The 25971-nt window shown below is 43.1% G+C and carries 13 protein-coding genes; all 13 read right to left on the reverse strand.

The features are described 5' to 3' along the window. Positions 1 to 32: 32 nt before the first annotated feature. The 13 genes from ACRQQK_RS19360 to ACRQQK_RS19420 all read right to left on the reverse strand — a co-directional run bounded on the left by ACRQQK_RS19360 (position 33) and on the right by ACRQQK_RS19420 (position 25660). Positions 33 to 5393, reverse strand: coding sequence for an FtsK/SpoIIIE domain-containing protein (locus ACRQQK_RS19360; protein WP_457514133.1), 5361 nt, complete (start codon positions 5391 to 5393; stop codon positions 33 to 35). Then, entirely contained in the window at positions 5390 to 6922 is a 1533-nt protein-coding gene (locus ACRQQK_RS19365) for a hypothetical protein (RefSeq protein ID WP_457514135.1), read from the reverse strand. The genes ACRQQK_RS19360 and ACRQQK_RS19365 overlap by 4 nt, the downstream gene beginning before the upstream one ends. Then, positions 6919 to 8751: a hypothetical protein gene (locus tag ACRQQK_RS19370; protein WP_457514137.1), complete on the reverse strand. Its 1833-nt coding sequence runs from the start codon at positions 8749 to 8751 to the stop codon at positions 6919 to 6921. The genes ACRQQK_RS19365 and ACRQQK_RS19370 overlap by 4 nt, the downstream gene beginning before the upstream one ends. Positions 8752 to 8953: 202 nt before the next feature. Further along, positions 8954 to 9787: a phosphoadenosine phosphosulfate reductase domain-containing protein gene (locus ACRQQK_RS19375; protein ID WP_457514139.1), complete on the reverse strand. Its 834-nt coding sequence runs from the start codon at positions 9785 to 9787 to the stop codon at positions 8954 to 8956. Then, positions 9777 to 13046: a hypothetical protein gene (locus tag ACRQQK_RS19380; protein WP_457514141.1), complete on the reverse strand. Its 3270-nt coding sequence runs from the start codon at positions 13044 to 13046 to the stop codon at positions 9777 to 9779. Before ACRQQK_RS19380 ends, ACRQQK_RS19375 begins: the two co-directional genes overlap by 11 nt. Further along, the gene (locus ACRQQK_RS19385; protein WP_274681901.1) at positions 13039 to 13959 is read right to left on the reverse strand and encodes a DUF4007 family protein; all 921 of its coding nucleotides are present in this window, start codon (positions 13957 to 13959) and stop codon (positions 13039 to 13041) included. Before ACRQQK_RS19385 ends, ACRQQK_RS19380 begins: the two co-directional genes overlap by 8 nt. A gap of 353 nt (positions 13960 to 14312) precedes the next feature. Further along, complete coding sequence (locus ACRQQK_RS19390; protein ID WP_457514143.1) at positions 14313 to 15911, reverse strand: Tn7-like element transposition protein TnsE; 1599 nt, start codon at positions 15909 to 15911, stop codon at positions 14313 to 14315. Further along, on the reverse strand, positions 15869 to 17413 hold the full coding sequence (locus ACRQQK_RS19395) for a TnsD family Tn7-like transposition protein (protein WP_457514145.1): 1545 nt from the start codon (positions 17411 to 17413) through the stop codon (positions 15869 to 15871). Before ACRQQK_RS19395 ends, ACRQQK_RS19390 begins: the two co-directional genes overlap by 43 nt. Further along, on the reverse strand, positions 17414 to 19051 hold the full coding sequence (locus tag ACRQQK_RS19400; protein ID WP_457514147.1) for an AAA family ATPase: 1638 nt from the start codon (positions 19049 to 19051) through the stop codon (positions 17414 to 17416). Continuing rightward, positions 19048 to 21138, reverse strand: a complete 2091-nt coding sequence (locus ACRQQK_RS19405) for a Mu transposase C-terminal domain-containing protein (RefSeq protein WP_457514149.1) — start codon at positions 21136 to 21138, stop codon at positions 19048 to 19050. The genes ACRQQK_RS19400 and ACRQQK_RS19405 overlap by 4 nt, the downstream gene beginning before the upstream one ends. After that, entirely contained in the window at positions 21122 to 21952 is an 831-nt protein-coding gene (locus ACRQQK_RS19410; RefSeq protein WP_130199665.1) for a TnsA endonuclease C-terminal domain-containing protein, read from the reverse strand. The genes ACRQQK_RS19405 and ACRQQK_RS19410 overlap by 17 nt, the downstream gene beginning before the upstream one ends. Positions 21953 to 22963: 1011 nt before the next feature. After that, the gene (gene glmS / locus ACRQQK_RS19415) at positions 22964 to 24796 is read right to left on the reverse strand and encodes a glutamine--fructose-6-phosphate transaminase (isomerizing) (protein ID WP_457514151.1); all 1833 of its coding nucleotides are present in this window, start codon (positions 24794 to 24796) and stop codon (positions 22964 to 22966) included. Positions 24797 to 24898: 102 nt separating this feature from the next. Then, complete coding sequence (locus tag ACRQQK_RS19420) at positions 24899 to 25660, reverse strand: DeoR/GlpR family DNA-binding transcription regulator (RefSeq protein WP_457514153.1); 762 nt, start codon at positions 25658 to 25660, stop codon at positions 24899 to 24901. Positions 25661 to 25971 lie beyond the last annotated feature (311 nt).

A 25971-nucleotide genomic window follows, 5' to 3' on the forward strand; every position in this document is an offset into this window, starting at 1 on the left:
ACAAAAAATTGAGTAATAGAGATTCATACCAGTTAACCACTGCACCAAGACAATCTTATTATATTTGCTAACTGAAAAATTTCTTCTTCATCTGCAAAAGGAACTTGGCACAAAATAACCCTTCCTTCTCCTGAGAGTTTTGCAGCAAGGTGGCCGCGACCAAGTAATCTCTCAGCACCCGGCTCATCAAGAACCAGTATGGAGTTTTTCTTATCGGCGACCTTCAGCACCAGTCTGTTTGTTAAATTGGCGCGGAGCTGCATTGGCAAGGCGTCCTTATCTGGTCTCTGCGTAATCAGCACAAGGTTTATTCCCGCAGCTCGCGCCTTAACGCCCAAACGGCTTGCATTCAAATCAACGGCATCCCTGTACTCGTTAATCATCATCCAGTCCGCTAATTCATCATGGAACAACCAGATACGAGGAAGCTGCTCGGATGGAGGGACTTTTCGATTGTAGTTGTCCAGCTTGGTGACACCAGCTTCCGCAAGAAGGCGGTTTCTTCTTTCCATTTCGGCCACCAATTCTTCGAGAGCATGAATGGCTTCATCCTGCTCGGTGATGAGGTCTCCATCAAGATGTGGCATATTACGCAGCCAGGGAAAATCAATCCCGGCTTTGGGATCAATCATACGGATACGCGCTTTTTCCGGAGAGTTGGTTGCACATATATCCAATAGTAAAGACTGTACCAGTACACCTTTACCACTCCCTGTTTCCCCGGCTATAAGGGTGTGTGGTCCGTGTGGCTGATGTCCACCGAATTCATTGCCGACATTCAGGTATAGAATTTCACCGTCAGCCTCTTTCGCACCCAACAGCAAACTCGTGTTCGACTCCGGTGCTGTTGAGGGAAGTAGCCGTCTTCTCCAGAGATCCTGTAAACGCAAGATTGCTCGGTATGGTCGTTTAACCATGATGATAATTTCCATCGGAGCAGCGAGGATATTGATGACATCAACAGCATGGGAGGTGAGTAGTTCTTGCCGCTTTTTCTCGACCTTCGGTACGGTGAGATCGTCTGACCCCCTGAACCGAACAAGGGCTGCATTTGGGGTAAGCCTTGCACCAATCAGTTCAGCGGTCATTTCATAGCCCCGCAATGCTCTTTGTAGGGCTTTGACTGTGTTATTCAGCCAATCTTTCGTGTCTTCATCGTCTTCCTCCGAAGCAGCCCCGTTATTGACCCATTCGGCAAGCTGCCGTGACGGCCACATATCCAGCAATTCCTTTGGAACATCAGGCTTGGTTTCTTCTATTTCGTGGCCATGCTGAGATGATGTGTCACTTCCCGTTTGGGCAGAGGAACTCGTAACCAGGTCAACCGGGGTTGTCGGCTCTTGTTCAACGCCACATTCTATAGATTCTGGTTCTGTGGGCCAGGTTTGTGCGCTAGATGATGTATTTGATTCCGTATTCGCGGTTTCTTCTTGTGTTTTTGAAGCGGCTCCCGTTGAAACAAGTGCATCGTCCCAAGTGCTACCTTCGGATTGTGACTGTTCTTCAGACTCATGGTACTTGTTGGCAAACGAGCGGAATGCACCAGAGACTTTCGCTTTATCAAATACCTGCTGTACACAGTGTGGCATGCCTTTTAGAGGCGTCGCGTCGCCACTATCAACATACTCGTAATTATCGTGGACAAATACATGCGAAAAACCGGCTAGCTGTATTGGTATCTTGTCCTGCCGGACTTCGTCTGACCACTTGTGTAAGTCCCAACCATTCATCAAATCTGAGTCAAACGGCTCCATACCTTCAATCATGAAATCGCCTATTCGATTTAGCCAAATGTCACGATCAATTCGTTTGTGACTGGGGTCTATGGCCCGTCCTAAGCGTGCTACGGTTTCTTCCAGTTGTTTGGCGGACTTCTTCGCCTGTGTTCTGTACCCGCGAGAACTTACAAACTTCGCTTCCGATATCGCCACTTTGAGAACTGGCTGGCCATCTACGATGCGAGGAGCGATGGCCATGATATCGGCAATTTGCTCTTCGCGTTGTCCGAACCAGGACGCAAAATCATCCAGAAAATACCAACCTATAGGCAGATTTGAATCTCCAAGCCCATTTCGAATTTCTTCCATGGAAAGGACAATGCCAAGCAACTCGTTAGCGTAATGGCCATAGCGAGCAGCACGCATAACCACCTGGCCAGAGAGAGTGTTGGCTTGGTCAATAAGCTGGTCAATCACCAGCTGATCATCGGAGGTAATTGCAGGATCTAGCCTGTCGAGCCGCTCTTTGAGAAGGATATGTAAAAGTTTGGGGTTGGACGTGGTCGAGACGACGATATTACGGTCTACTTGCCGATCTCTAATATGACGAATTACCCGCACCCCATTGTTGCTCAGAAGACGGCGGTCAACCAATTCATCAAAGTTTACAACCCATTCACCGATTTTGTGAGTTTGAGTGAATACGTTATTGATATCGCCATCTCTATAGTTGACTTCGCGGGCTGGGATCACATTACCCGGAAGAGCATTGTCCCCCTCCAAAAATCCCTGAATGAGATTAAGATAACTCTGGCCCGGTTGTGGCTGCACAGGACAGGCCAAATACACGGAGGTGGTCGTATCAGCGAGGCCGATGGGTCGGCGGCGTGACCAGCGTGCCGGAACATGAGCGCTTAACTCGGGATGCCTATCACCGGGTGCTCTTTTCCATGCGAGTTGAGCATTCCTTGCCACAACGTCTTGAAGTGCCACTAAGTCAGCGGCACGCTCATTCTCGTCCTCCGGAATTTTAGCCGCATCGAGAAATCCTACCCGGAGTCTGGAAAGGAAATTTCTAGCCGCTTCACTGGCCATGACCGAGCCGGATTCTTCGCTTACAGTGACATTCTGTTGCTCATAAATCCGTCTAATGCGTTTGGGCTCTGAATGCGTAAGCAGAAGATCACATTGCAGTTGATTCTCTTGTTCAACTTTGCTGGACAGCTCCGATGCCAATGCGCTTGGTAATGCCTTGGATTCGGAGTTATACAGAACCACTGAAAAATTGCTTCGCTCGTGAGGCAGGAGCTTTAAATACTGCTCTGCGACATTGCCAAAGGCTTTGGCCGCGACACCCGGTTCAGTATCAAGAGCATCGTCTCCATTCTGTTGGTTTCTCCTTAAGGGAGGCTCTGCAAGCGTATAGTCATAGGATGTATCAGCCGCTGATAGGAGTATCGGCTGATCCCGTTCAAAGCCGATACATACTTCCGGGTAATAGTTCGCAAGCAGCTCGAACTGAACCTGCGAAAACAGAAGGTCCGCACGGAAAATATCATCTTCCTCCGCTTCAAGGACATCATGAATCAGTGTTGCAGCCTGACAGGCTTTGATATGAATTTCTGCGAGGCGTAGAGGATGCCATGGGGTAACGATAGCCGCCGGACTTCCGGCGCCGACATTAGCAACACCAATTCGTAGAATTTCCTGCCAAAGCTTTTCTCGGGCGAGATCATTACTTGCCTGTTCTACAAGGGCAACAAGTAGTTCGTCATATTCTATCGCCTGTTGAGAAAACGCAGTTGAACTTATTCCAGGACCTTCCGCTGCAACCCAGTTGCGAATAGCCTGCGAATAGGCTTTGCGAAAGGCTTCAAACTTTTCGCCGATAATTTTGGTGGCCTCTGTACTCAATAGACCAGAAAGTTCAGTCAATTTAGTCAGAAAGGCTTCGCTTCGATCACCGCTTTGCTTATTCGGCGCAACAAGCTTTCCATCATTAGTATTCGTGACATCGCGGATTGTATTCACATCATTCAACGCGATGCGCTGGATGCTCCCTTTCGCACTGACGGATTGTCTGGCGATGTCTGCCGTAGGCAATAGTGCATACTGCTCTTCTTCATTGGCAACATTCAGCAAGTCATCCGGCATGGCGGTGGCAATCACATCAACCGGCATTTCCCAGTGAAAGATCAGCTTAGCCTTTACACCATTGGGGTCGAGTACGGCTTCGAACTTAATGGATCGAGCCTCTTTAGACCCGGATGTTGTTTTAGCAAGATCGTGATCGGTTTGTGGAAAGTAAAATTCCATCAACTTTCCGAAATCTAATTCGACCTTATCTCCCAGTATGGTTTGTAGTCCCCGATATCGGAACGCGAAGTATCGCGCTACTTTCGGGTTCTTTCCGCGCCAAAAGCTTTTTTCTCTAGCGTTGGGGATGCGAATTGATAATTTCTTTTCGGTTAAATCGTCGTCACTGAACCTTCGGCGCAAGCTGTCCAGGGTAGCCAGTAACCCAACCAGAAAGTCATGGTACGTTTGCGGATTGCGATAAATGTATCTTTCCCATTTTCCGGACAACTTTTTATCACGCGCCAAGTGCTCTCGGTGTGTTTCAAAAAAGTCTTGTAAATCGTCCGATGGGTCTTTCGGAAAATCGCTCGAAAGAAGCTCTCGTTCCTCTTCCTCAAGTAAATCGTTAAATTCGTCGTCAAAGAATTTGACTGTTTCTTCGCCCAATGGAGTTGACGAGGTTTTTGTAATTCCTTCAAAAAGGTCGGAGACAGATCGCCAATCTAAGTCAACCAATCCTTTTTGCGCTTCTGACCAATCATCAATACGCAAATCAGCCTCTAAAAATGATTCTATCGCTTGGCGTTCTGACTCACCCAAACGTTCGGAAATGTCATCGAAGTTCGTGCGTAATTGCTCTCTTGGAATCGGCTCACCTTTCTCTGTTTCCTGAACTAGAAGAGGACGGACTTTGCTATGCAGTCCTTTAAATATTTTGTCCCATTCCTTGGCTGAATTGCGCTTCTTTTCAGGTATGCGATCAAAGTAACCTGAATATCGTGGAAGTTTTAAGCTCGGAAGGGCGTTATCAATGGCTTTTTGTAGAGGCAGTCCTTTGGTGATAATTCCTTCGGCAATAGAAAGAACAAAATCTGCAAATGTCTCAATGGTTCTTGCGGCATATGTGTTGTTTGCCGACTGAAGGGCGGTCAGTAAATGTTCACGTTTAGGTCCATCGAGATATACTGAGGTTAAACCAACCTGATCAACCCAGGCATCATATCGTGCCCTTAGAGTGTCTGTTTCGATTTTTGTGATTTTTTCAACGCTCTTATCGTTACGCTGTAGCTCTTCGTGTGATGCGGCAAAGAGCACGGCACGTATACCTTCCGGTAGACGACAATGACGCCAGTGTGTAATAGACTGATCGCTTCTCGCCTCTGGCGGGAGAGTGGCTTCAGGGTCAAATAAATTCGGAATTCTTACAGCAACATCTGATGAAGCATCTGGGTTAGCCAATAAGGCTTCTGCGATAGAACGTACGAGAGATGCTTCAAGACCAAGCATGCAAAAGCGCATGGAGCCATCCGGCTCTTGGTCCAAATACCCCTTTATAAAGTCAAGCGCGACTGCCGCGATGAGTTCGTTTTTTGTCATTTATTGCTCCTGAACGGGTTCTCAACGTAGGCACAATCATCAGATAGACGACGAAGTAATCCTAATGCCCTTAAACGCTGTTCTAAACGCTGCGTATTTTGCATGAAGGCATTTTGATCCGTGGGCAGAGTTCCAAACGCTCTCTCTGCTTCTTTGGCACCGATTACCAAACAGAAGCGGTCGTAGAGTTTTGCTAGAAAGCGATGGTATTCCTCTCGACCTTCATCCACAACACACATGACCAGGGCTTTGAGTAGAGCGTCATCTGGTGAATACCATGTTCCCGCCCCGCGCCGTGATACTGCCAATCCAATTTGCCTTGCCCATTCATTGTGTACTTTGGCCACATGCTGCTGGTGACGCTTCTCGGCATAGGTTCTTAAGGCATCAAAGATCGTATCCGGATCACCAGAGGGAGGACCATCGTCCGGCTGCCATTCATAGCGTTCGGTAAGATATTCCCGTACCGCTTCTGCTGGTGCTCGGGCTTGTAGTGCTTCACGCCAGCGGTCGTCGTTTTTTGCAGATTCTATGTATGCGCGAACGGCTCGTGCCGGTAGCATGCGGTTAGCGCCGAAATTCTCCTTCGAGAGTTCGAAGAGAGCTGTTCGGCGAGGTGAGGCGATTTCCAGGACAAACTTAGGTTCACTGACATCGCTCACTTCTTCATTTGCTCGTTTGAGCATATACAAAAGCATGTGTAAAGAAGAGAGACGCATCAAAGGATCGAGCAATGCTTCACCGGACAAATCCAGATTAAGCAAGCGAGTCCATGTTTCGGCAAGATCTTCGTATTCTGGGCGCTCGGCAAAAGGCAGATATCCAATGGTACTCGACACCAAATTTGAATCGATCCTATACCCATCAGGTAATAGCGCCCGAACGATGCGATTCCACGTTTCATCTTGGCGCAACAGTTTCTTGGAAATCAATTTGGCGAGTTCTTCTCCCTTACCGCTACGGTTCAGCATCAAGTAAAGCAGTTCACCACCTCTTCCAAAGAAACGTCTGTCGGGACTTCCGTTGACATTAGCCGGTAAATCCGCATACAGGCAATTCGGGCCGTAAGGAAATAGAAAGCGAGATGTCCATCGACGTTGTCGGTGCGGCTCAATGGCTGTGGTTTGAAAGAATTCAACGACACGGGAAAGCCGGGCGAATGAACCAAAACGCTCTTGTAGATATCCGAAATCATCATCTGTAGAAAATGTTTTCAACCATGCTCGCCATCTCTCTGTATCAGACTGGTGGTTGTCTTCAACATATCGAATGTGAGGGTTGTTAAAGACCAATTGCCTAAGTGGAATAAGACGTGGAATATAATATGTGAACGTCTCGTGCGCACCGTCACTGCGGATTTCTTTCAGTGCTTTTCCTTCAGCGTCTCTCGACTGAAAGATAGATAGGAACTCCAGAAACACAAGCCACGGCGTCTGGTCGTTGTAAAGACGGTGTCCCCAGATGGCTTCGTCAACCCAAACATTAACATCGCTTCTGTATTTAGCAGGAGCTTTAAGACGTGTACTCATGAACCCACCCTGATCCGTACATTGTCGGGATGAGCTCGGCCATGCTCATCCACCGTAAGTGCTTGCAAGCTGATTTCATTACCGGACGGCTCTTCTCCGATTAGGTCATCAAGCCTTTTGATCAACCTTAATTTAAAATCCAGAAAGTCTTCGTTGCATTGCCGGGAAAAGCTGGCAGGTAAACTGCCGCTTGCAACACGGACAAGATACTCGAAATGAGTAAGCTGAAGGGTCAGGCTGTCCACAATCCCGTCACCGTCAGCAGCAGGATCAACGATCTGTAAGCATGGTGTAGCGTCGTCGGTTCCCATGGCGAAATTCAGGTATGGGTCTCTTCTGTGGCGGGTTGTCGGCAAGTCGTAATTAAGGAGAGAGGCAATACGCCCCCGGCCATCACCACCGGACGATGCAAGGTAGAGTTCTGTTCCATCATCTATCATCATTCCACAGAATGTCCTGTTGAGCCCCCGAACAAGAAGTTCTGTTGCCCTAGATGTGTCGCCGCTGTTTTTTAATCCTTCTACGAAACTTAGAAACTGTCCCGAGGCCTGATAAACCGTTAAACGCCAAGGATCAAAAGGGCTTTCGTCAGGCAAAGAGAAGAAGAGCCTCTGTCTTTGTCTTGAAAGTGCCTGCATAAATGCTTCAATATTCTCGCGCGCACCTTCAAGATAGTCTCGTAGATACGGCTCATACGCAGGCGCACCGTAATGAGAGTCCTTGGATACGAGATCAGTGTAGAAAGGTGAATCGCTATATGAGCCGTAGATGAGCAAGTTATCAAATTTGTTATCCGTTTCGCGTCCTATTCCAAAGGCTTCAAGGATATTGAAAACTTGATACTGTTGCCGTTGACGCTCAGATAAGTTCGTTCCGAACACATTGGCGTAGGGGTTTGTTAAACGGTAGTCTTCTTTCTGTGCGCGATTCTTTGCCGTGCGACAGGTTAGTATAACCTGCCCGCTCAGTCGGTCTCCCAACAGTATATTGACACCGAGAAGCAGCAAATCTCGGATGGGAATGTGCATACGATTGGCCCGAGCTAGCTTCATCAGCTCTCTCAATCGTTTACGAAATACCGACCCTCCGTTTCCGTTGCGAAGACGCTCTCTGTTAATGCGGATAGGGCATGTGGTAGCTCCATCTCTCTTCAACATGTCGCATCCTTCACATTGAGACCACTGTGGGTGCTCAACCACTTGTTCAATGAGTTCTTCAAAATGTTCAGATGCATCAAGACGGCTGAGGTTGTAAAGATTCAGGTTAAGAGCATCGTCTCTTGTACGTTCCTCAACAAGCATGTCTTCAATGATTTTGAATAGCTTGCGCTCCTCTGTACCTTGATTTTCCGACCAGTCACGCCAACTAGCCAGAAGTTGACCGTCATTGGCCGCGACCAAGTAGATGTTGTCAGAGTCTTTCCCTGTCACGGACGCGGCTAGGCTCGCTAGCATTTCGTTCTTTTCGTCCTGTGTCAGTTCACTTAAGTCTTTGACAATGATTAATACTTTTCCCGAAGTCGGAAGCATTAGCGAGACAATCTTTTCTCCAGCGTTCCAGTGTTCGGGGTCACCACCGAAAGTCGCCCAGATTTGACGGCAGTGAAAGGTTTTCCCGTCTCCGGCCGTTCCTGTCAATATGACGTTGCGAGGTTCTGCCGATCCGAAATTCTCTTGGACTTCTTTTAGCCTCTCGGGAGTAATATGAATGACCGGGTCAATGCCATGACGTTCGATCTCTGTTTGAATCAACTCGTCATACATATTATCCCCGGCAGGGATTGGCCCATAGTGCCGCAAAAAAGAAATCAAAGGGTTTGATTTGATCATTTACCTAACTATCCTTTGGTATAGAAAAAGCCTGATACTAGCCATAATCAATCATCTCTAATTATGAACCTAACAACTGACTCTCTCTATAGCACTGTTGTACAACTTATTGAAAAAAGTAAAAATTATCTCTCCCAGCAGCATCCTGATATTTGAAACTATAGCTAAGAAGGGCATCTATGCCCTTCAAATCACATTAAGATCACTTATGACAAATATTACAAGCACCATTACCTTCATCAGAAAAATAAAGCTCATCAATATCATCTAAACCATGATGTAAAGCATTCACAGGTTTACTTTTTCTCTCTCTGAGTTTACGAGCCTCAAAGTCAGATTTGATTTGAATAATTCTTTCCGGTTGTTCCAATTCTTCTAATGATTCTCCCTGAGACCAGAGAAATGGAGATTTGTATTCAATAGCTTTCTTTTCATATCGCTTAGCTTCCTCGAATGCCTCAGGGTGACGCTCCTTAAGGTTAACCCATTCAATCTTTTGCTGAAAAAAGCAAAAAGTACAACCACTTCTAGAACGCCACTCATAATACTTGGGAATCCCTAAAGGGGAGTCTTCTAGCAAGCGAAAAACGTCATTTCTTGTATAACCAGCCTCTCGGAAAGGAAAGTGTATATGTAAATTTTCATGATGACTGCTATATCCATCACGATGCTCTTCATCAAAACGAATTGCAACAAAACTATGAACTATATGTCCTTCTTTAATCATAGAATTAACCCAATGTTTAAAGGGCAATAGCTTTAATTGACGGGTACACCACCTAGTTTGAGCCGATGGAAGATAATTTTTATATTGTTCCAACCAAAAATCAAAACCTCGTTCTTCATTGAGTCTAAGAATAGGTTTTCCGAGGAAGCCCTCTAACTTATTGAGATATTCGTATACTTCTGGAAGCTCTTTTCCTGTGTCAGTAAAAAAGTATTCTATATCCAATTCCGGATGTTCATGTTTCATAAAGATAGCCAATGCTGCACTATCTTTACCGCCAGACAAACCTAGAACGTACTTATGTGCCATGATTTACCTCATCAAGTTGCTCTAGCGCTGAAATAAGTACAGATAATTGTTCGTGTCTAGGTAATTTGGACGCTTTCAAATTGCCCAGCATCTGTGCGCCTAAAACGGCTAATTCAGACTGTCTTTTGTTATCTAGTTCTACATTTGTTTCTATCAGCCCTTTACGAGGGGTCGTATAAACAATAGCAACTGACTCTCTCTGATTATCTAAACCATGAATGTGAGCAAGAGTTTCTAACTTCCTGAATCTCGCAGAAAACTCAGCGATTCGATTTTTTGCTGCAACGACATCAAAATCAGTCCAGTCATCTGTCTTTTTCTCGACAATGGCCCCTAATACATTTTTTAAAGCATATTCAGAACCATCGAAATGAGAAATTCGACCTATAAATGCATTATCAGATAAAGTAGAAGCTCTATCCTTTATTACCACAGCTCTTTCATTCAGACGTTGAACCTCACTTTCATCTAACTCTTTAAACAATAGAGTTGATAGTTCTTTAAGTAGATTAGGATAAGCACTCACTAAATCACTCAATGACCCTTGTAGCTTCTCCAGAATTTCATCAATTCTATCTGTTCCATAAATAGATGAAATATCGTGAAAAATAACTTTATGTGGGTCAGAAGCTCTTCCAAGCTCATCTCTTAGCTTCAACGTTTCTTTTGGAAACTGCCTAGAACTTCTAGTCCATTTAGGTAAACGATGTATCAATGCAACGAGTGCTCGGGCGGCTTCCAGTGGTGAAGCCTGCTCAGCAACTTTATAGTTTAAATTTTGTAATACAGAAGAGATGCCTTTAAGAAAACGTTTTCTCTCTTCTGTTATTTCAACACCTTGTAACTCAAATCTTGCAATATTTTGTAAGCTCTCATCCAGCATAACCTCATCAACATTAGGAACATAATAGTGGTCTTTATACAAACCGAGTTTAGATTTATTTGCGAAATAAAATGCCCAAAATAGTACAGGTAATAACCCTTCCTTTACACCAAATGGAGGCTTGCCCCACAAAGCATATATGTCTGAAACATTCAATTTTCCTTCACCAGAATTAATGAGATTCATCGCTTCTTCCCATAAAAAGGAAATAGCATTATCTGATGACACAGGTTTTGAAAATACCCACAATCCTTTCTTATGATCAAACTGATGAATTTCAGTCACTTTTAGGCACGTTAAGTACAATCCTTTTTCTGCTGGATATCCATCTATCCCTAAATCTTCAATAGCTTCTGATTCCAACATTTTGTACAGCAGAGTCTTTCTTGCCTTAACACTATTGCTAGATAAAACATCTCGATTAATTAATTCACTCGATATTTTAGGTGTGTGAGAATAAATCCTGTCTGCTATATTTGAACAAAGCTGAGAAACATTATTACTATCTTCACCAGAGATTACTCTACGGTGATACCACTTAGCATTCACCATAGAAATGGAGATTGCACGTTTTATTCTTTCTACTGAAATACGCCGTCTTTCCAATAGTTCTTTTCGTGCTACGGAATCACCGCTTAACTCCTGGTGAGATTCAATTTTATCTAAAGCTGATATCTCTTGGATTAAATCATAAATTTCCGCTCTATTATGAGGAATACCAACTACACTATTACTTTCATCATTCTCCAATAAATTTAAGATCGATTCATTCAATTCATCTTGATCTAAAAGCAGTAGAAATTGTCCAAACTCACTCTGGTTTGGCTGAAATGAAGCAATTTTTCTCGAAAGTGAATCTTTATCAACGACAGAAACCTTCATCCATCGTAGGGCTCCAGTAAGGTGAAGATGCTTTTTAGCAACAACAGGGTGTAGTCGGACATGCTTTTCCGCTTTGTCTATATCGAAACTACCCTTTGAAAGCTCATTTGTAAGGGCTCCATTAAAATCAAAATCACTACCTTCAAACACAGACCAAGCATCATTAAATCGACGGAAGATAATAACCTTCCAACTCTCTAACTCATTAAGAGCCTTTTGAATTTCATGCCGAGAATGCCCAGGATATAACGTTTCAAGAATAGTCGTACTCGCACAGAGTCCTGTTCCATTTTTGAATAAATCAATGACTGCTATACTTTTAGCCAATGATACATGCAGATCTTTTCCTTTTTGTGTCGCTCTCTCAACAGAAGTATTCGCCAATATCCAACGTTGGCTATCTATTGAAGAAATAATCGAAGGCTCTAAGTTCTCTTTTAGGTAGCCCCAATACATATCGGGATTGTATGACACAGATGATGTTGCCTCTGTGCGGTTTAGGAAAAACTGGAAACCAAACGTTTCTTGTGAACTTAAAAAGCCAAATACACTTCGTTCATTTTGTCCGTATTGCTTTTTTGAAGCAGGGCCAAGCATCATGGCAGTGACAGGATGGATAGGCCAGCATTCCTGCAACTGTTCATGGAAATCATCGCTTATTGAATACCGCTTTGTTTTTATGAAATTGGCGACATCAGAACAAATACGATAAGCCTGGCCATTTATAGAACTGTCACACTTTATTGCCTTACCGATTAGCTCGATAGTTTCATCTGAACTTGTTACAAGAGGGATATCAGAGAATCTACCTTGAACTTTTTCCCACTCATGCTGAACTTTTTCCGAGAAGTTCTGATGCTTAGCGTACTGTCTGAAAGATTGATGCAGTATCCCTATGAGTACAATATGTCCTTCAGTTCTTGAAACAAATTCAGCAAGCTCTTGGAAAAAATAAATATCATCTCCTTGCTGTTCAGTTCCCTCTAGCAATTTTCCCATCTCATCTACGATGAGCAATAGGCCATCATTAGATAATGACAAGCTTTCTAGCGTCGAAAACAGCTCTTCTTGAGAAGAAATGGGCTGGCTTGTGTGAGCTTCAACCGCCTTAGAAATAACAGAAACTGAACTACTTCTACTTCCTACGACAGGTACAACAAGCCACCCCTTTTTTCCTTTTGGAAAGGCATCTTGGAATCCCTCAACTAAGGAAAGATCAGCAATATTTTTGTTATACTCTTCATTCCCTAGCAAGTTAGCCAAAGCCAATGCCAGACTAGACTTACCGCTACCAAAAGGTCCTGTCCAGGTAAAGGCTCTCTGATTAGAATGAATAATTTGCTGAGACATTGTAAATAACAGTTTTTTAGCCGTTTCTAAACAAACATATCCACCTAAAGCATCTGAATTTTTTATATCATCAGTTAATCGCACAGATTTCTGATAATACGGAGCGATATCGACAAATTGATTCAGCGTCAAATTCTTATTCATAAGCTTTCTCCAATAGTGCCGTCATTAGCTCTTTAAAATCAGTATCAGTACGCAAAATTTGCTTAATACCCGCAGAATCAGACCAAATCAATTTACCTTGAGTTAACTCTTCAATAGACAGTAAGCGCTCAGCAACTGAGTTTTCATCCAGCTTGAACACTCTTCCAGGAGATCCCTCCGCATATGTAATTATATCTAGAGACAAGGTATTTGAATGACTTTCAAGTGCATTCCAAAAACTTAAAAGGGAATATGTGAACAAATAGTTATTTAGTGATTCTTTCGGTCCCCGATTAAAGGAGAATACTCCATTTTCATCTTGGTTGATTAATCCCAATTCACTAAACACGGGCTCAGCAAAATCTTCTTGATATCGTTCAGAACCACCAAGTTTTAGTGAATAACTACGAAAAACTATATCTAGATCTTTTGACACACTACTCAGAGAGATATTTTTTCCCTTAGATTCAATTAAGCTTTCAAGCTCTTCTTTTACATCATTTTTTTTAAATTTACTTATATTTAATCGATTAAAAACATAATAAATACTTGTCGCTTTATACCCTGTACTGGCTAGAATCCAATGTAATAGCCAAGTAGTAGTAACTGACTCAGAAAAAGGGTCAAGTCCATCATCAGAGAACACTTTTTCAGCTAATTCAGTTAGCTTAAAATGAGCATTATCATACTCAGCAATAACACCACATGCTGAGGCCCAATGCTTCATTGAAGATAACATGTTTTTTCCCACTCCTAATTCAGCGAGCTGTCGCGGATCTGAAAACTTCTTCTTTTCAATCAAACCATTACTTGAAATTCTTACGACTTTTTTCAGCCAAGTTTGTCGTAAAGGAAAGGTTTCATGCCCACTAAATGTCAGAGCATATTTGGTATTATCAAGAACGCTATACATAAATTCCTCATACTGGATGTAGTTCGCCAGTGCATTGACTTAGTATACTGTATAGGCATCCATCATTGAAGTAGATACTGGAGGATATTATCCAGTCGAGTTAACACAAGTAAAAATATATAAGTAAAGATCTACTCCCTATTGGTATCCCCCCTTTAATCCAAAGAGATTAAAACTATAAAAATCAAAATGATATATAAATCTTAACAAGCAAAACTTCTATTAGAAAAGAAACCAATCTATACAGTAATCTTTCATATCCCTCAACTGGGCTACATTATCGGGAGAAATTAATTACTTTTTCTATCGCTTTTATTCACCAGCAGCATGTACCGCCTCTGTAACTTTATGGTTTAGTTGTCCAACCACCCAATAACCCGCTCAGCCCACTTATCGATATCAGCGGGATCGATCAACCCTTTGTGCTTACTAGGCGGATGAGAAATCCCATCAAAGTTACCGTCACCACAAATCATTTCAATGTAGTCACGAGGCCACGATAACGACTTTTTAAGCAGTCGGATTTCCAACTCTGCAATTTGATCAAAAAGACCACTGGTATCTTTTAGCTTCATAAGCATGGTCGATATTGAATTTTTCGCATCCGAAGTATCTACTTCAACAAGATGGTATATCTGCCCTTGATAATTCAATTCTACGACCGCCAAACATCTCGGGTTTGCATCATCCGCCATCATATGTTTTGTGCATCGGGAAAGTTTAGGCAACTTTCTTAACGGATAACGATACGTATTGCACCTGTGATTAATCTCCAATCGCTCGATCATCTCAAGAAAGCTATTGAATTTACTTTCATATAAATATGAATCGTCACTTTCGTCATTCAAAACGTCATAATCAGCACCGGCAATTGTACCTGTAGCATTATCACCATTCGGCGATAACTTATTGGGAAGTAGTTCATTAGACTCACTATCATCGGGCTTACCACGATTAGCCTTCCGAGTTTTATCAGTTACTCGATTAGTCTTGAATGGCTTACGAAATGACAAGCCAACTGATTCAGTATCTAAAACAACACGTTTTTTATCGGGGTCAGCCTCTTCCTCATCATCAAGTTCGTGCTCTTCCGGACGTTTAGGCCTACCTGAATTAGCTCCGCCACCTTGACCTGTTACCTGCCTTTTGAAATCAGGGTGATAAAAATCTAGTTCATCAGGCATACTCGATGGCAAGTCTTCCACCCTTCTAATTTCCCAGACAAAAAAGCTGTTACTGTTCCAATCGTGCCACCCTGACACTTCTAGTTTTGTTCTATTTAAGCAAGGAGGTATAAAAGAGAAATCCCAAAATTTATACTGCCCACTGGATGTATGCTCTCTCATCATTGTCTGGTGAATACTTTCAAATGAAGTTCGAGCCTCCGGGTCCATCAATATCCAACTTAAGAATCGTCGTGAACGTTCATCATTAAAAGCGGCAATCGGATAGCTAGAACTTGGCATCACATCAATCTGCCAATGCCCGTTTATATTGGTGATATTGAAGTCTGATGACAGCTTTCCGTGTTCCAAACAGATTCTAGACATATAGTTATCATGCAGAAAAAGAACACGTGCTAATTCAAGCTGAGGTAGGAAAACAGTTGGACCATCGGGCACATCAAATTCAAAGCACCACTGTTCAGAATTGTGCCCATTCCCCATTGAATGAAAAGCCGGGCAGTCCCTTAAACGCTTTCTGCCCCACTGCTGAGCATCCCTAATGGTAAAAGTTAACTGTCTTCCTTTTAACTGATTAGACTGATTGGCACTTAATGATTTGTAGCGTCGAATCAATGGAACACCAGCAATGGGTATTGATGGACGATCAAGCTTTTTTGAAAAGCTGAGGTTAATTCCCCAAAACACGTTACTATTTTTCTTAAACAGCGAACCAACGCCCAACACTAACGCATCTTCTGGGATGTGCTTAAATCTGTAATCGCCCATATACCTTCCGTTATTCCTGTTAAAAAACATCGAGCCAGTGGAGTTAAGCGCTCTTCACTTAGCCCAGAGCCACGTAGCAAACGCCACCGTTCAGTCTGAATATTTTGTAAATAGAGTGAGATGTACTGATTTCCCAATCGCCGAATTTGGTATTGAGCAACCGATTCTGAATACTTGGCAAGAAACAGCTTAGTTAAAGGTAAGTGCCGAAATTTCCTCTCTGGCATTGCACCCAGCTTTAGTTTTGACAGTAAAAAAGTACTCGTCATACGGGGAGACAAATCATCTTTTTCATACACTTGCCGCAACTGAAATAATCGACGGACGAGCGAACGATCTCGCTTAGGCCAATCGACCCGCCGATCTTCATATATAATCGGATGCTCATAGCGTCGGTTAATTTTCATCAGCCATTCGTAATCATGCCGGTACAACCACATGTACAAACCTTGCGATCCATGTAGTCGAGCGTGTTTACACCCGCACTCTTTCAACAGCTTCAACCATTGAGTTCTTTTGTCTCTATTAATCTGCTTCGGCAAAACCACTGGATGGACATTTCTTTGCTTTTGCGGGTAACGCTTTACGTTAGTCAAAATGTCAGATGGTGAAATATCTCGGTCTAGTAAACTCGACTGAATGATCAGGTGCTGCATAAAACTGAAGGATTTTCGGTGCTTTCGTAAAATAGTTCTGGACCAGCAAGTATCTCGCTTCATCAGTGTGAGTTGGTTATCCGCCAACCAATCTCTACTCCAGTACGAATGGATACGCTCCCGAACTTCATCATGTTTTACATTGGAACCTCTGTTACAACCGGCTAGCACAACCAAATCATGGTAATAGCAACTCCATTGATAAAAAGTGGGCGATTTTTGTGGTTCCACTTGCAGAAGTTGTTCGACAACATGGCTGATGCGTAAAGCTTCCCTTTTATGATGCCGTATTGGTCTGTCATCCACTGTTGTGTCTGCCGCATAAAATTCATGGCGATGTTCGTAATGTGGCTGAATAGAAAATTCACACAAAGGGGTTGAGTGCTTTGAACACCACGTAGCCCCAGACACTTGCCAGCCACGCATCCAATACCGCTCACCATATTGATCTAATTGCTCTTCAAAACACTGAGGACAATATCTGAGTAGCTTCGGTTGCTTGACAATTGAAGCGGCAATTCCGAAAACCAAGTGTATTAGCCCTTTGGATTGATTTGCCATCCAGCGCATGCTGGCCAGTCTTTTTCTTTCTTCAATAAAAGGGGCATAAATAGGGAAAAGCGTGTGTTGGTATATCAGTGAAGACGTCGTAATATTTAAAGCCAATGGATATTGCCCGGAAATTTGAGCCAGATGACTCGGTAGGTCAACCGTAGCGATAACCTTCCGGTCTCCATAAACCTCATCCAATAGCTGCTTAGGCGATATAGCTCCGCTATGAACCCCAGCCCTGGCAACCAAGCTGTAAATCAACTCATTTGGATACGGAACGGGGAAACCGAGCATTTAACTGACCTTTTTCAAATCCAAGATAAATTTATTGGCCTTGAGCGCACTATACATATCTTCGTTCTTGGTCAGTTGTGAATACACAAATCGCAAATCGCCAGTTTCAAGGCTAGACCAGTCGGCGCGTTTAACTACGGTCGCTTTTGGTGCTTTCGGTTGCTGATCGACAAACTGCTTACTTTCGTCATACCAATCAAGTACGACCGGCATCATTTCGCGCATCGTCAGTTTGGGCTGTTCACGGAAAATTTTTTCAACTAACGGAATGAGAATTTCAGACTGGCAATCGGTTTGTACGAGTAGCTTGTATAGCCGCATCGCTTGTTCGTTATTACTGAAAGGTAATTCCGGCTCATCTGGGATCTGATTGATTTTTTGGTGAAGGCTAAGCAGTCGCTTGTCGATATCCTCAACTCGGAGATCGGAGTATTTGGCGATCAAGGTTGGGTTACCCCGGCGAATAGCATTCAGCATAGGGTGTACCGGTTTAAGTTCATCGTCGTAAACAGAGCGTAAAACGTTAACCGTGATACGCTCCAGTTTAGACGCTATGGCTCGTAGCTGAGCCAGGACAAACAACTTAACCACGATATCCAAAACACCTTGAGATAGCTCATACCAACAATCTCTGATTTCATCCGTCAGTACTTCATCACGCCGATTTAGCCACTGGTATTTCCAAAGCTTATTCGTAAAAGCAACCCATTCACTTTTGGCATTCGGATTTTCCGGATACTGCGGCATGGGTTGCCAATAAACAGAACCAATGCCGGTGGTTCGCCTTGCTGACTGTAATTCGACTTCAAACAAAGGGCGAGCTTTCGGCGTACCAACCAATATCACCGGAATACCGACGGTGTTAACCAGTTCGACGAAAAACTCCAACATTTGCTCTCGTCCAACCGCCTTGCGAATTTTCAAGCGTTGAATTTCATCAATAACCAGGACACCAATTGCACGTTCATTCGCAACCTGACTCATGAGAGCCAGTAACGTTGGCACCCCGTGACGTTTGCGGCCATGCGTATTTTCATAATTAGTACCTAGCCGCTTATCCACCTCACGGAAAAAATTCAGGCACAAACTTTGTTGTGATCCATTATTCGGGCACTCGATTTTCAGATAACTGAGTTGAAAAAAGTTATGTTGTTCGTGATAAATAACCTGAGGGTAGGTAGCAAGAATGCGCTCAAGGGTTGAACTTTTACCACTACCGGAACATCCGATAAGAGACAGACAGAGCGCTGTCGTTGACACATTTCGGAATTTATAACTCTGTAGATCACCACTCATTACTCTCTGGTAACCATTTTGCAGGTGCTTATTAAGTGATCCATCCAATAGGTTTCGACCAACGTAACCACGCCGCATCATGATTGAGATACGTTCTTCCAGTAATACATGCTGAGATAAAGGCTGAAAGAAATCATGAAGCAACGCAGCAACCATGTGCGCCCGCTGTCTTGGTTTGTCTTGCAGGTTATTTAACGAGAAAGTAACTTTGCCTTCCAATCCTTCTTTTAACTGCTTAATTTCCATGATGGGCGGCAACGCCTCGATAAACGGATTCCCGTTGTAGGAGGGATTGCCGGTATCCTGATAAATGGCAGTGACATATTCACTTGGCAAACTCATTCGCTATCATCCTCATCATCGAATAACTCATCGACATAACTCGGGTAGTCATAATCTTCCTCTGGAACACCACGTAAAGGAATGATATCTGCCGTGTCTTTTACATCTGTTCGTATTTTCGGTTTTCTGCTGTATCGTTCATTTTGTAGCTCAGCCTTTCGGTTCGACCGAATATCACCGATGCGTTCAGTATTCGGGATACTTAAGTTATCCGGACTTAATTTCTCTGCTTGTCTGATTTTGTCAATCACTCGCTGCTCATGCTTTCGTTTGTGCTTATCAGCCCTGACTTTACTTTCAGCATGAGTGAATTTTTTCTGCTCTTGTCGCTGCCACACTTCCCAGAAAGTGCAATTAACAAACTCCCTGGATCGCCCGGAAAGTTTGCAAACCCAATGCTCGGCACTGTTTCGATTAGGAAACAGATAAATTTCATCGGCAAGGTCAGGATCATATGCCACCAAAACTTTTTGCGGGCGAGTCACTTCTTGGGCTCGATGCATCCAACCTTCGACAATCGCCTCTTGGCAGGTGTAGTAGATACCAAAAATGCATATCCCCAAATCAGAGACCGTTGCATCTGCTCTGGGAAGTAAACTTAATCTTACTGCTTCTTCAGGAGCTGAACGCAAACGGCCAGTTCGGTTTTGAATCCCCCAGTTCCAAAGTTCTAATGGCACAGAAGGCAAATCAACCGGCATATCGGCAGATCTGTCGTAGGTCTTCATCACATGGTACAGATTGTGATAAAGAATTGAGGACAGGATAATCTCTTTAAAATCCGAAATAGATAACTTGGCATCAAGACGATAATCCTTACCACCCCGTTTTTTAACGGTGGTTCCCGTCACTACACCAGGAGCAAATGGAGTAAAGTCAGCTTGCAGCGTCTTGAAATTGCGCTCAACAATACCCTTGGCGTCGCCTCGAAACGGAGGTGTATTTTCAATTCGCACCGAGAAGCTTTTTTCGAGATTTTCTATCTGATAGCCAAGCAATTCACCTCGGTCTGCCAAAATAGCATCTGGAAATCCGATAGAGGGCCAATCTTGAGATTCGATCTCTATCCTATATTGACGACATAGCTCAACTTTATCGGTCATGGCAACTTGTAAAGCCTGCATAGCGGCTACATAAGAGGGATTTTCAAAACCGATGTAACATCCAACTATCAGGCGGCTGAATACATCGATCACGATATAAACAACCGGTCGTCCAACAATCCAGCCTCGGTTCACATCGGAAACCACGTAAATATCGGCGATGGTCGCGTCAATTTCAAAACGGGAGCCCGGCCCCAAAGCGTGCATAGTCGCCGTTCCGGTCAAAGGTCGAATATCTTTATTATAGGAATTTTGACTTGCCCGGCTTTTGATTTTTTCTACCTGGGTATATTCACGCTGATAGAAGTGCTTCATCTGCCAATTGGTTGGAATTTCTGCCTCGGGCACATCCGGGAAATAGGTTTCATACATATCTTTAAAACGCCGATGAGCATAAGGAAATGAATAACCTTTTTCAGTTAGCAAATACTTCTGAATAGCAATTCTGAATAGCTTTTCGATGAACTCGTCAACATTGACTCCAGAGCCCGAATCATACTTTCTGGGCCGCCCTAACTTTGTTTTGCCTGGAGTGCGCTTTTTGCCTTTTGCGCCGGAATTTTTATAATCGGGAAGAAGCGCGTTAACAATCTGCCCCCGCTGCCAGTATTGGCGAATTAGGCGATACAATGTTTGTTTGGTTGTTTTGTGATTAGCCATGACCAGATCAATGGCTTTAGCGCGTTGTTTCGGCTGATAGTATTCTTCAAGATGGATGATCGGGCTTATCAGTTTATAGTTTTGGTCTCTTTTTACTTGAGCTGTACTGCCATCTTCAGGCGAGAGCATGATCAAATAGGAATAGGGATCTTCGACTCGGTGTAACGATTCATCTTGAATCGCCAAATCCAGCGAATATAAGTCAATAATGCCGGGGAATGCGCTTTTATTATCGATCGATATCCAAACAAAATTGTTTCCGAATCGGCTCAAAATCCGGAATCGCTCGTTCTCGTACTCCAGGACCTCATTGATTCGAAACATGACGAGCTCCTATTAAGTTCCCCATGTTCTCAACAACGAAATCCTTACCTTTTAACAGATGGAATGGTTGGGACAACATATCAAAGTAGAAACAGCGATTGGCCAGTAATTGCCTGATTTCATAAATAGAAGAACCATCAGGCTGATTGTAAATACGGTCAGTCAACTTACAGATATCAGTAACCGTTTTATTGGGATTTTGCTGAAAAAGGTCACTGTAGTACGCCGTCCTGTCTAACAAGACGTCATCATCAATCTCATCCTGCTCAGCCGGGTATATCCAGCTAATATTCTGGACAAGCGTTGGGGATACGTCGTTTTCCGTGACGAGAAACCAAGGAACCTTTTTCAGTAACCAATAACGGCGTTCAATTTCCAGTTTTTCAATAACACGGGGATCTTTTAAAACATTAGTGTACTTGGCTTGAATGACATACTGTGGAAGTTGGAGATCTAGGCCATCAACAAAAAAATCGGATGACATATACAATTTCACACCAGCTTCGGCGGGATGCTTGATTCCATTATCGAGAGCAATATCAAGCGTTTCTTCGCGCCTAAGTGGAAACTGCTCGCGAATATCGGTTGTTTGGGAGTTCCATTCAAGGGTTAAGAACACGGCAAGTTCTAAATCAGATAGCAAATGATGAGTACGCTGGCTTTTATGACCAAATACACGATGAGAACGGCCATCTGATGGCACATCGCGAACAGTTATCCAAGGCAGATAATCGGAGCCGCAGCCATTGCCACGGCCTTCTTTTATCCAGCGTTTATATTTTGTTTCTGAGGGTGCATACTTGCTTTTTGCCATATAAACCACCGCAGCATTTCGCCTATAAAACGAGCATAAGGCTAACGGTTTTAGTATGCAACTTTATTACTTATCTTCTACGAAGATCGGTATCACCAACTATCTCGATAGTATTGATGCTTTCTATTAGAGTTATGCTTTCAGCTTTTGCCACATCATAGGCATCTCCCGGATAGTCATTCCAAAGATCGACCAGTGCTGCCGCTCAGTAGCAAAATCCCCTGATCTAACTAGAGTCTGTTCACTACTAAAATTCAACAACTACACATTTGTCTCTCGCCCAAAAGTAAAAAAGAGTTATGCGGTTTTAGCAAAGAAATTAGCAGTTAACCTAAAAAATAGACACTTTCAGAAAAAATATTTATTTTTACTCCAGAAAATACCACCGAACTCCAGAAAAATCCCAGCAACTTCCAGCCAACGCCCAGAACATTTTATTAATTCATTTAAAATCAATCATTTATGATAATTTGACATAAGTTTAAAAAAGTTTAGCCTACAAAAATAACAAGTAATGAAGGAGAAATTTATGAAAGATTTTTCAGAGGCATTAATACTATTTTTAGGCGTTATAGAGGCCGTAATTCGTCTTATTAAGATCATAAAAAGTAAGAAACCGTAGCCCTGCAAGATTAAATAACAAAAACTTGCAATATTAAACAAAATAACTTTTTAAATCATAGCGATAATATCGGAACACATAATATCTCAGCTATTGATGGGGCAATTTTACTCAACAGATTCACTTCTATTTTCATGTTTATGCCGCAAATAAAACGATAGTATGCACAACAAAAAGTGGCGGCCTATAATTAAGAAATAGTAGGTCAAGAACTAACACAACTTATATAATCAAAACGAACTTGGGGGAATTTTCAATTTATAAATGGCAGCGTACCGATGTGAACGCTGCCATTCTAGTATGATACTTTAATACTTAATATGAATCTTTATTACTCAGTATGATACTTTATTCTACTCGCACATTATATTTAGTTAAATTATTGCCTATTACTCTACGGTAACTGCTTTAGCTAGGTTACGAGGTTGGTCAACATCAGTACCTTTAATTAGTGCTACGTGGTAAGAAAGTAACTGCATTGGCACTGTGTAGAAAATTGGTGCTGTGATTTCGCTAACGTGCGGCATTGGGATGATTTTCAAAGTATCGTCCGCTTCAAAGCCTGCTTTCTCATCTGCAAATACATATAACAGACCACCACGAGCGCGAACTTCTTCAACGTTCGATTTCAGCTTTTCAAGCAAATCGTTGTTTGGCGCGATAACCACAACTGGCATATCTGCGTCAATCAAAGCCAATGGGCCATGTTTTAGTTCACCTGCAGCATACGCTTCGGCATGAATGTAAGAGATCTCTTTCAGCTTCAGCGCTGCTTCCATAGCGATTGGGTAGTACTCACCGCGACCTAGGAACAATGTGTGATGTTTATCTGCAAAGTCTTCCGCTAGAGCTTCAATCTGCTTATCAAATGCTAATGCACTTTCGATTTGAACTGGAAGAGCATGAATCGCTTCAACAATTTCTGCTTCTTTAGCTGCATCAACGCGGCCTTGCTCTTTACCAATTGCCGTTACCAGCATCAGCATTGCTGCAAGTTGAGTGGTAAATGCTTTGGTTGAAGCCACACCGATTTCAGTTCCTGCGCGAGTCATGAATGCAATATCAGATTCACGAACTAGCGAAGAGCCAGATACGTTACAGATTGTCATTGCTGCCATGTAGCCTTTCTCTTTTGCAATACGCAGCGCCGCAAGTGTATCTGCCGTTTCACCTGATTGAGAAAGCGTAATTAACAAGCTATTTGGACGAGTCACAAAGTTACGGTAACGGAATTCAGAAGCGATCTCTACGTCACAGCTAACGCCAGCGATATCTTCAAACCAGTAACGAGCCGCCATACCAGAGTTGTACGAAGTACCACACGCGATGATTTGAACGTGTTCTACCTTCTTAAGAATCTCAACCGCATTCACGCCAATACTTTCTGTGATCACTGAGTTATGTGTAATTCGGCCTTCCATAGTGCTTTTCAGCGCCATTGGTTGCTCGAAAATCTCTTTTTGCATGAAGTGACGGTATTGGCCTTTATCACCCGCATCGTGCTCGATGTTTGATTCAATCACTTCACGTTCAACCAGCTTGCCCGCTTGATCGTAAATAGTAACATCGCGACGAGTAATTTCAGCCACATCACCTTCTTCAAGGAACATAAAGCGACGTGTTACGCTTAGAAGCGCAAGTTGGTCAGAAGCCAGGAAGTTTTCACCGATACCTAAACCAATAACAATTGGGCTACCAGAACGAGCAACAACAATGCGGCTAGGATCTTTACGATCAAGCGCAACCGTACCGTATGCACCTTCTAACTGAGTTGCTGTTTTTTGTAATGCTTCTAAAAGTGTTTCTGAAGTGCGAAGTTCCCATTCCACAAGGTGAGCAATTACTTCTGTATCGGTTTGAGAAACGAAGACGTAACCACGCTCTTGAAGTAAAGTACGAAGCTCTTCGTGGTTTTCGATAATACCGTTGTGAACAACAGCAATATCACCAGACACATGTGGGTGAGCATTCACTTCAGAAGGAACACCGTGGGTTGCCCAACGAGTATGCGCAATACCTGTACCACCAACCACTTGTTCAGAGTTCACAGCATCAGCCAACTCCTGAACCTTACCAAGACGACGAATGCGCGTCAGGTTGCTCTGTGCATCAACAACCGCAACACCTGCCGAGTCGTAGCCGCGATATTCCAGACGACGTAAACCTTCAACCAGAATTTCAGCCACATCACGCTGCGCAACAGCGCCAACAATTCCACACATGTTATTACTCCAATTTCTTTTTTATCGAGTGCACTCTACGGCTGCAAGCAAAGCCTTAAAGTAGAGGCGGATTTAAAATTTTTCGGGTCTTAATGACCCAGTCTAGGCTCGAATCACTCGAACCTGATGAGATTCTATTTTTGCAACCAGTTCTTCAGACAACCCTTTATCGGTTACCAAAACGTCAATGTCGTCCCATGGCAGTTCTAAGTTCGGTATCTTTCTGCCGACTTTGTCGGACTCGACCATAACAACCACTTCTCTGGAAACTTCTGCCATGACCTTGCTCAAGCCGACCAATTCATTAAATGTCGAGGTTCCTCGTTCGAGGTCGATGCCATCCGCACCGATGAACAACTGATCAAAATCATAGGAACGAAGCACCAATTCCGCTACTTTGCCTTGAAATGACTCAGAGTGTGTATCCCATGTACCGCCCGTCATAAGCAATGTAGGTTCACTTTCAAGTTCATTTAACGCATTCGCGACATTCAGTGAGTTGGTCATTACGATCAACCCGTGCTTATCATTGAGTTGATTAATCAGTGCTGCGGTTGTACTTCCACTATCGATAACAATACGGTTATGGTCTCGAATCAGTTTTGCTGCTGCTTTTGCTAACGCTTCCTTTCGAACTGAAACTTTTGAGTTTAGTTCGTCATTCACCACTTCTTTAGGTAAGGCAATAGCGCCACCATAACGACGTAGTAATTGACCATTCTGTTCTAGTGATGCCAAGTCCTTTCTGATAGTGACTTCTGATGTTTCAAACTGAGTAGATAACTCTTCAACACTGACTTCACCCAATTGGTTAACTAAGTTAACGATCGTGTGCCTTCTAAGCTGAGTATTACGTTTTGACATGACATTGACAACAGTAAGTTACGAAACGAAAGTTATTATATTCAAAACGAAACTTTTATGTCTATTTATTTCGAACTAAAAAATTAATATTTCTGGCTAAAACCTTGTCCTAAGACAATTCTTAAGCAGTGATATTGAAATGATTAGGTGTTAGAATTCGCACCCTAAAGAAAAAAAATTACAGAATGGTGTGTGATACTTTTGTAATTTTCACCAATCATGGTGATACAGATCACACTAAAACGGTAATACGTACTCAATAGGTAGTCATAAAATGACTAAACCTGTTGTAAGACTTTCAGTTTTGGAGT

Source organism: Vibrio sp. C8 (assembly GCF_054051265.1).

Bases quoted from the DNA above. Each gene is read 5' to 3' on its own strand.
- ACRQQK_RS19400 (WP_457514147.1), bottom strand. From the start codon at position 19,051: ATGAGTTTGCCAAGTGAATATGTCACTGCCATTTATCAGGATACCGGC.
- ACRQQK_RS19380 (WP_457514141.1), bottom strand. From the start codon at position 13,046: ATGAATAAGAATTTGACGCTGAATCAATTTGTCGATATCGCTCCGTAT.
- ACRQQK_RS19385 (WP_274681901.1), bottom strand. From the start codon at position 13,959: ATGTATAGCGTTCTTGATAATACCAAATATGCTCTGACATTTAGTGGG.
- ACRQQK_RS19360 (WP_457514133.1), bottom strand. From the start codon at position 5,393: ATGACAAAAAACGAACTCATCGCGGCAGTCGCGCTTGACTTTATAAAG.
- ACRQQK_RS19370 (WP_457514137.1), bottom strand. From the start codon at position 8,751: ATGATCAAATCAAACCCTTTGATTTCTTTTTTGCGGCACTATGGGCCA.
- ACRQQK_RS19410 (WP_130199665.1), bottom strand. From the start codon at position 21,952: ATGGCAAAAAGCAAGTATGCACCCTCAGAAACAAAATATAAACGCTGG.
- ACRQQK_RS19405 (WP_457514149.1), bottom strand. From the start codon at position 21,138: ATGTTTCGAATCAATGAGGTCCTGGAGTACGAGAACGAGCGATTCCGG.
- ACRQQK_RS19390 (WP_457514143.1), bottom strand. From the start codon at position 15,911: ATGGGCGATTACAGATTTAAGCACATCCCAGAAGATGCGTTAGTGTTG.
- ACRQQK_RS19420 (WP_457514153.1), bottom strand. From the start codon at position 25,660: ATGTCAAAACGTAATACTCAGCTTAGAAGGCACACGATCGTTAACTTA.
- ACRQQK_RS19365 (WP_457514135.1), bottom strand. From the start codon at position 6,922: ATGAGTACACGTCTTAAAGCTCCTGCTAAATACAGAAGCGATGTTAAT.
- glmS (WP_457514151.1), bottom strand. From the start codon at position 24,796: ATGTGTGGAATTGTTGGCGCTGTTGCGCAGCGTGATGTGGCTGAAATT.
- ACRQQK_RS19375 (WP_457514139.1), bottom strand. From the start codon at position 9,787: ATGGCACATAAGTACGTTCTAGGTTTGTCTGGCGGTAAAGATAGTGCA.
- ACRQQK_RS19395 (WP_457514145.1), bottom strand. From the start codon at position 17,413: ATGCTCGGTTTCCCCGTTCCGTATCCAAATGAGTTGATTTACAGCTTG.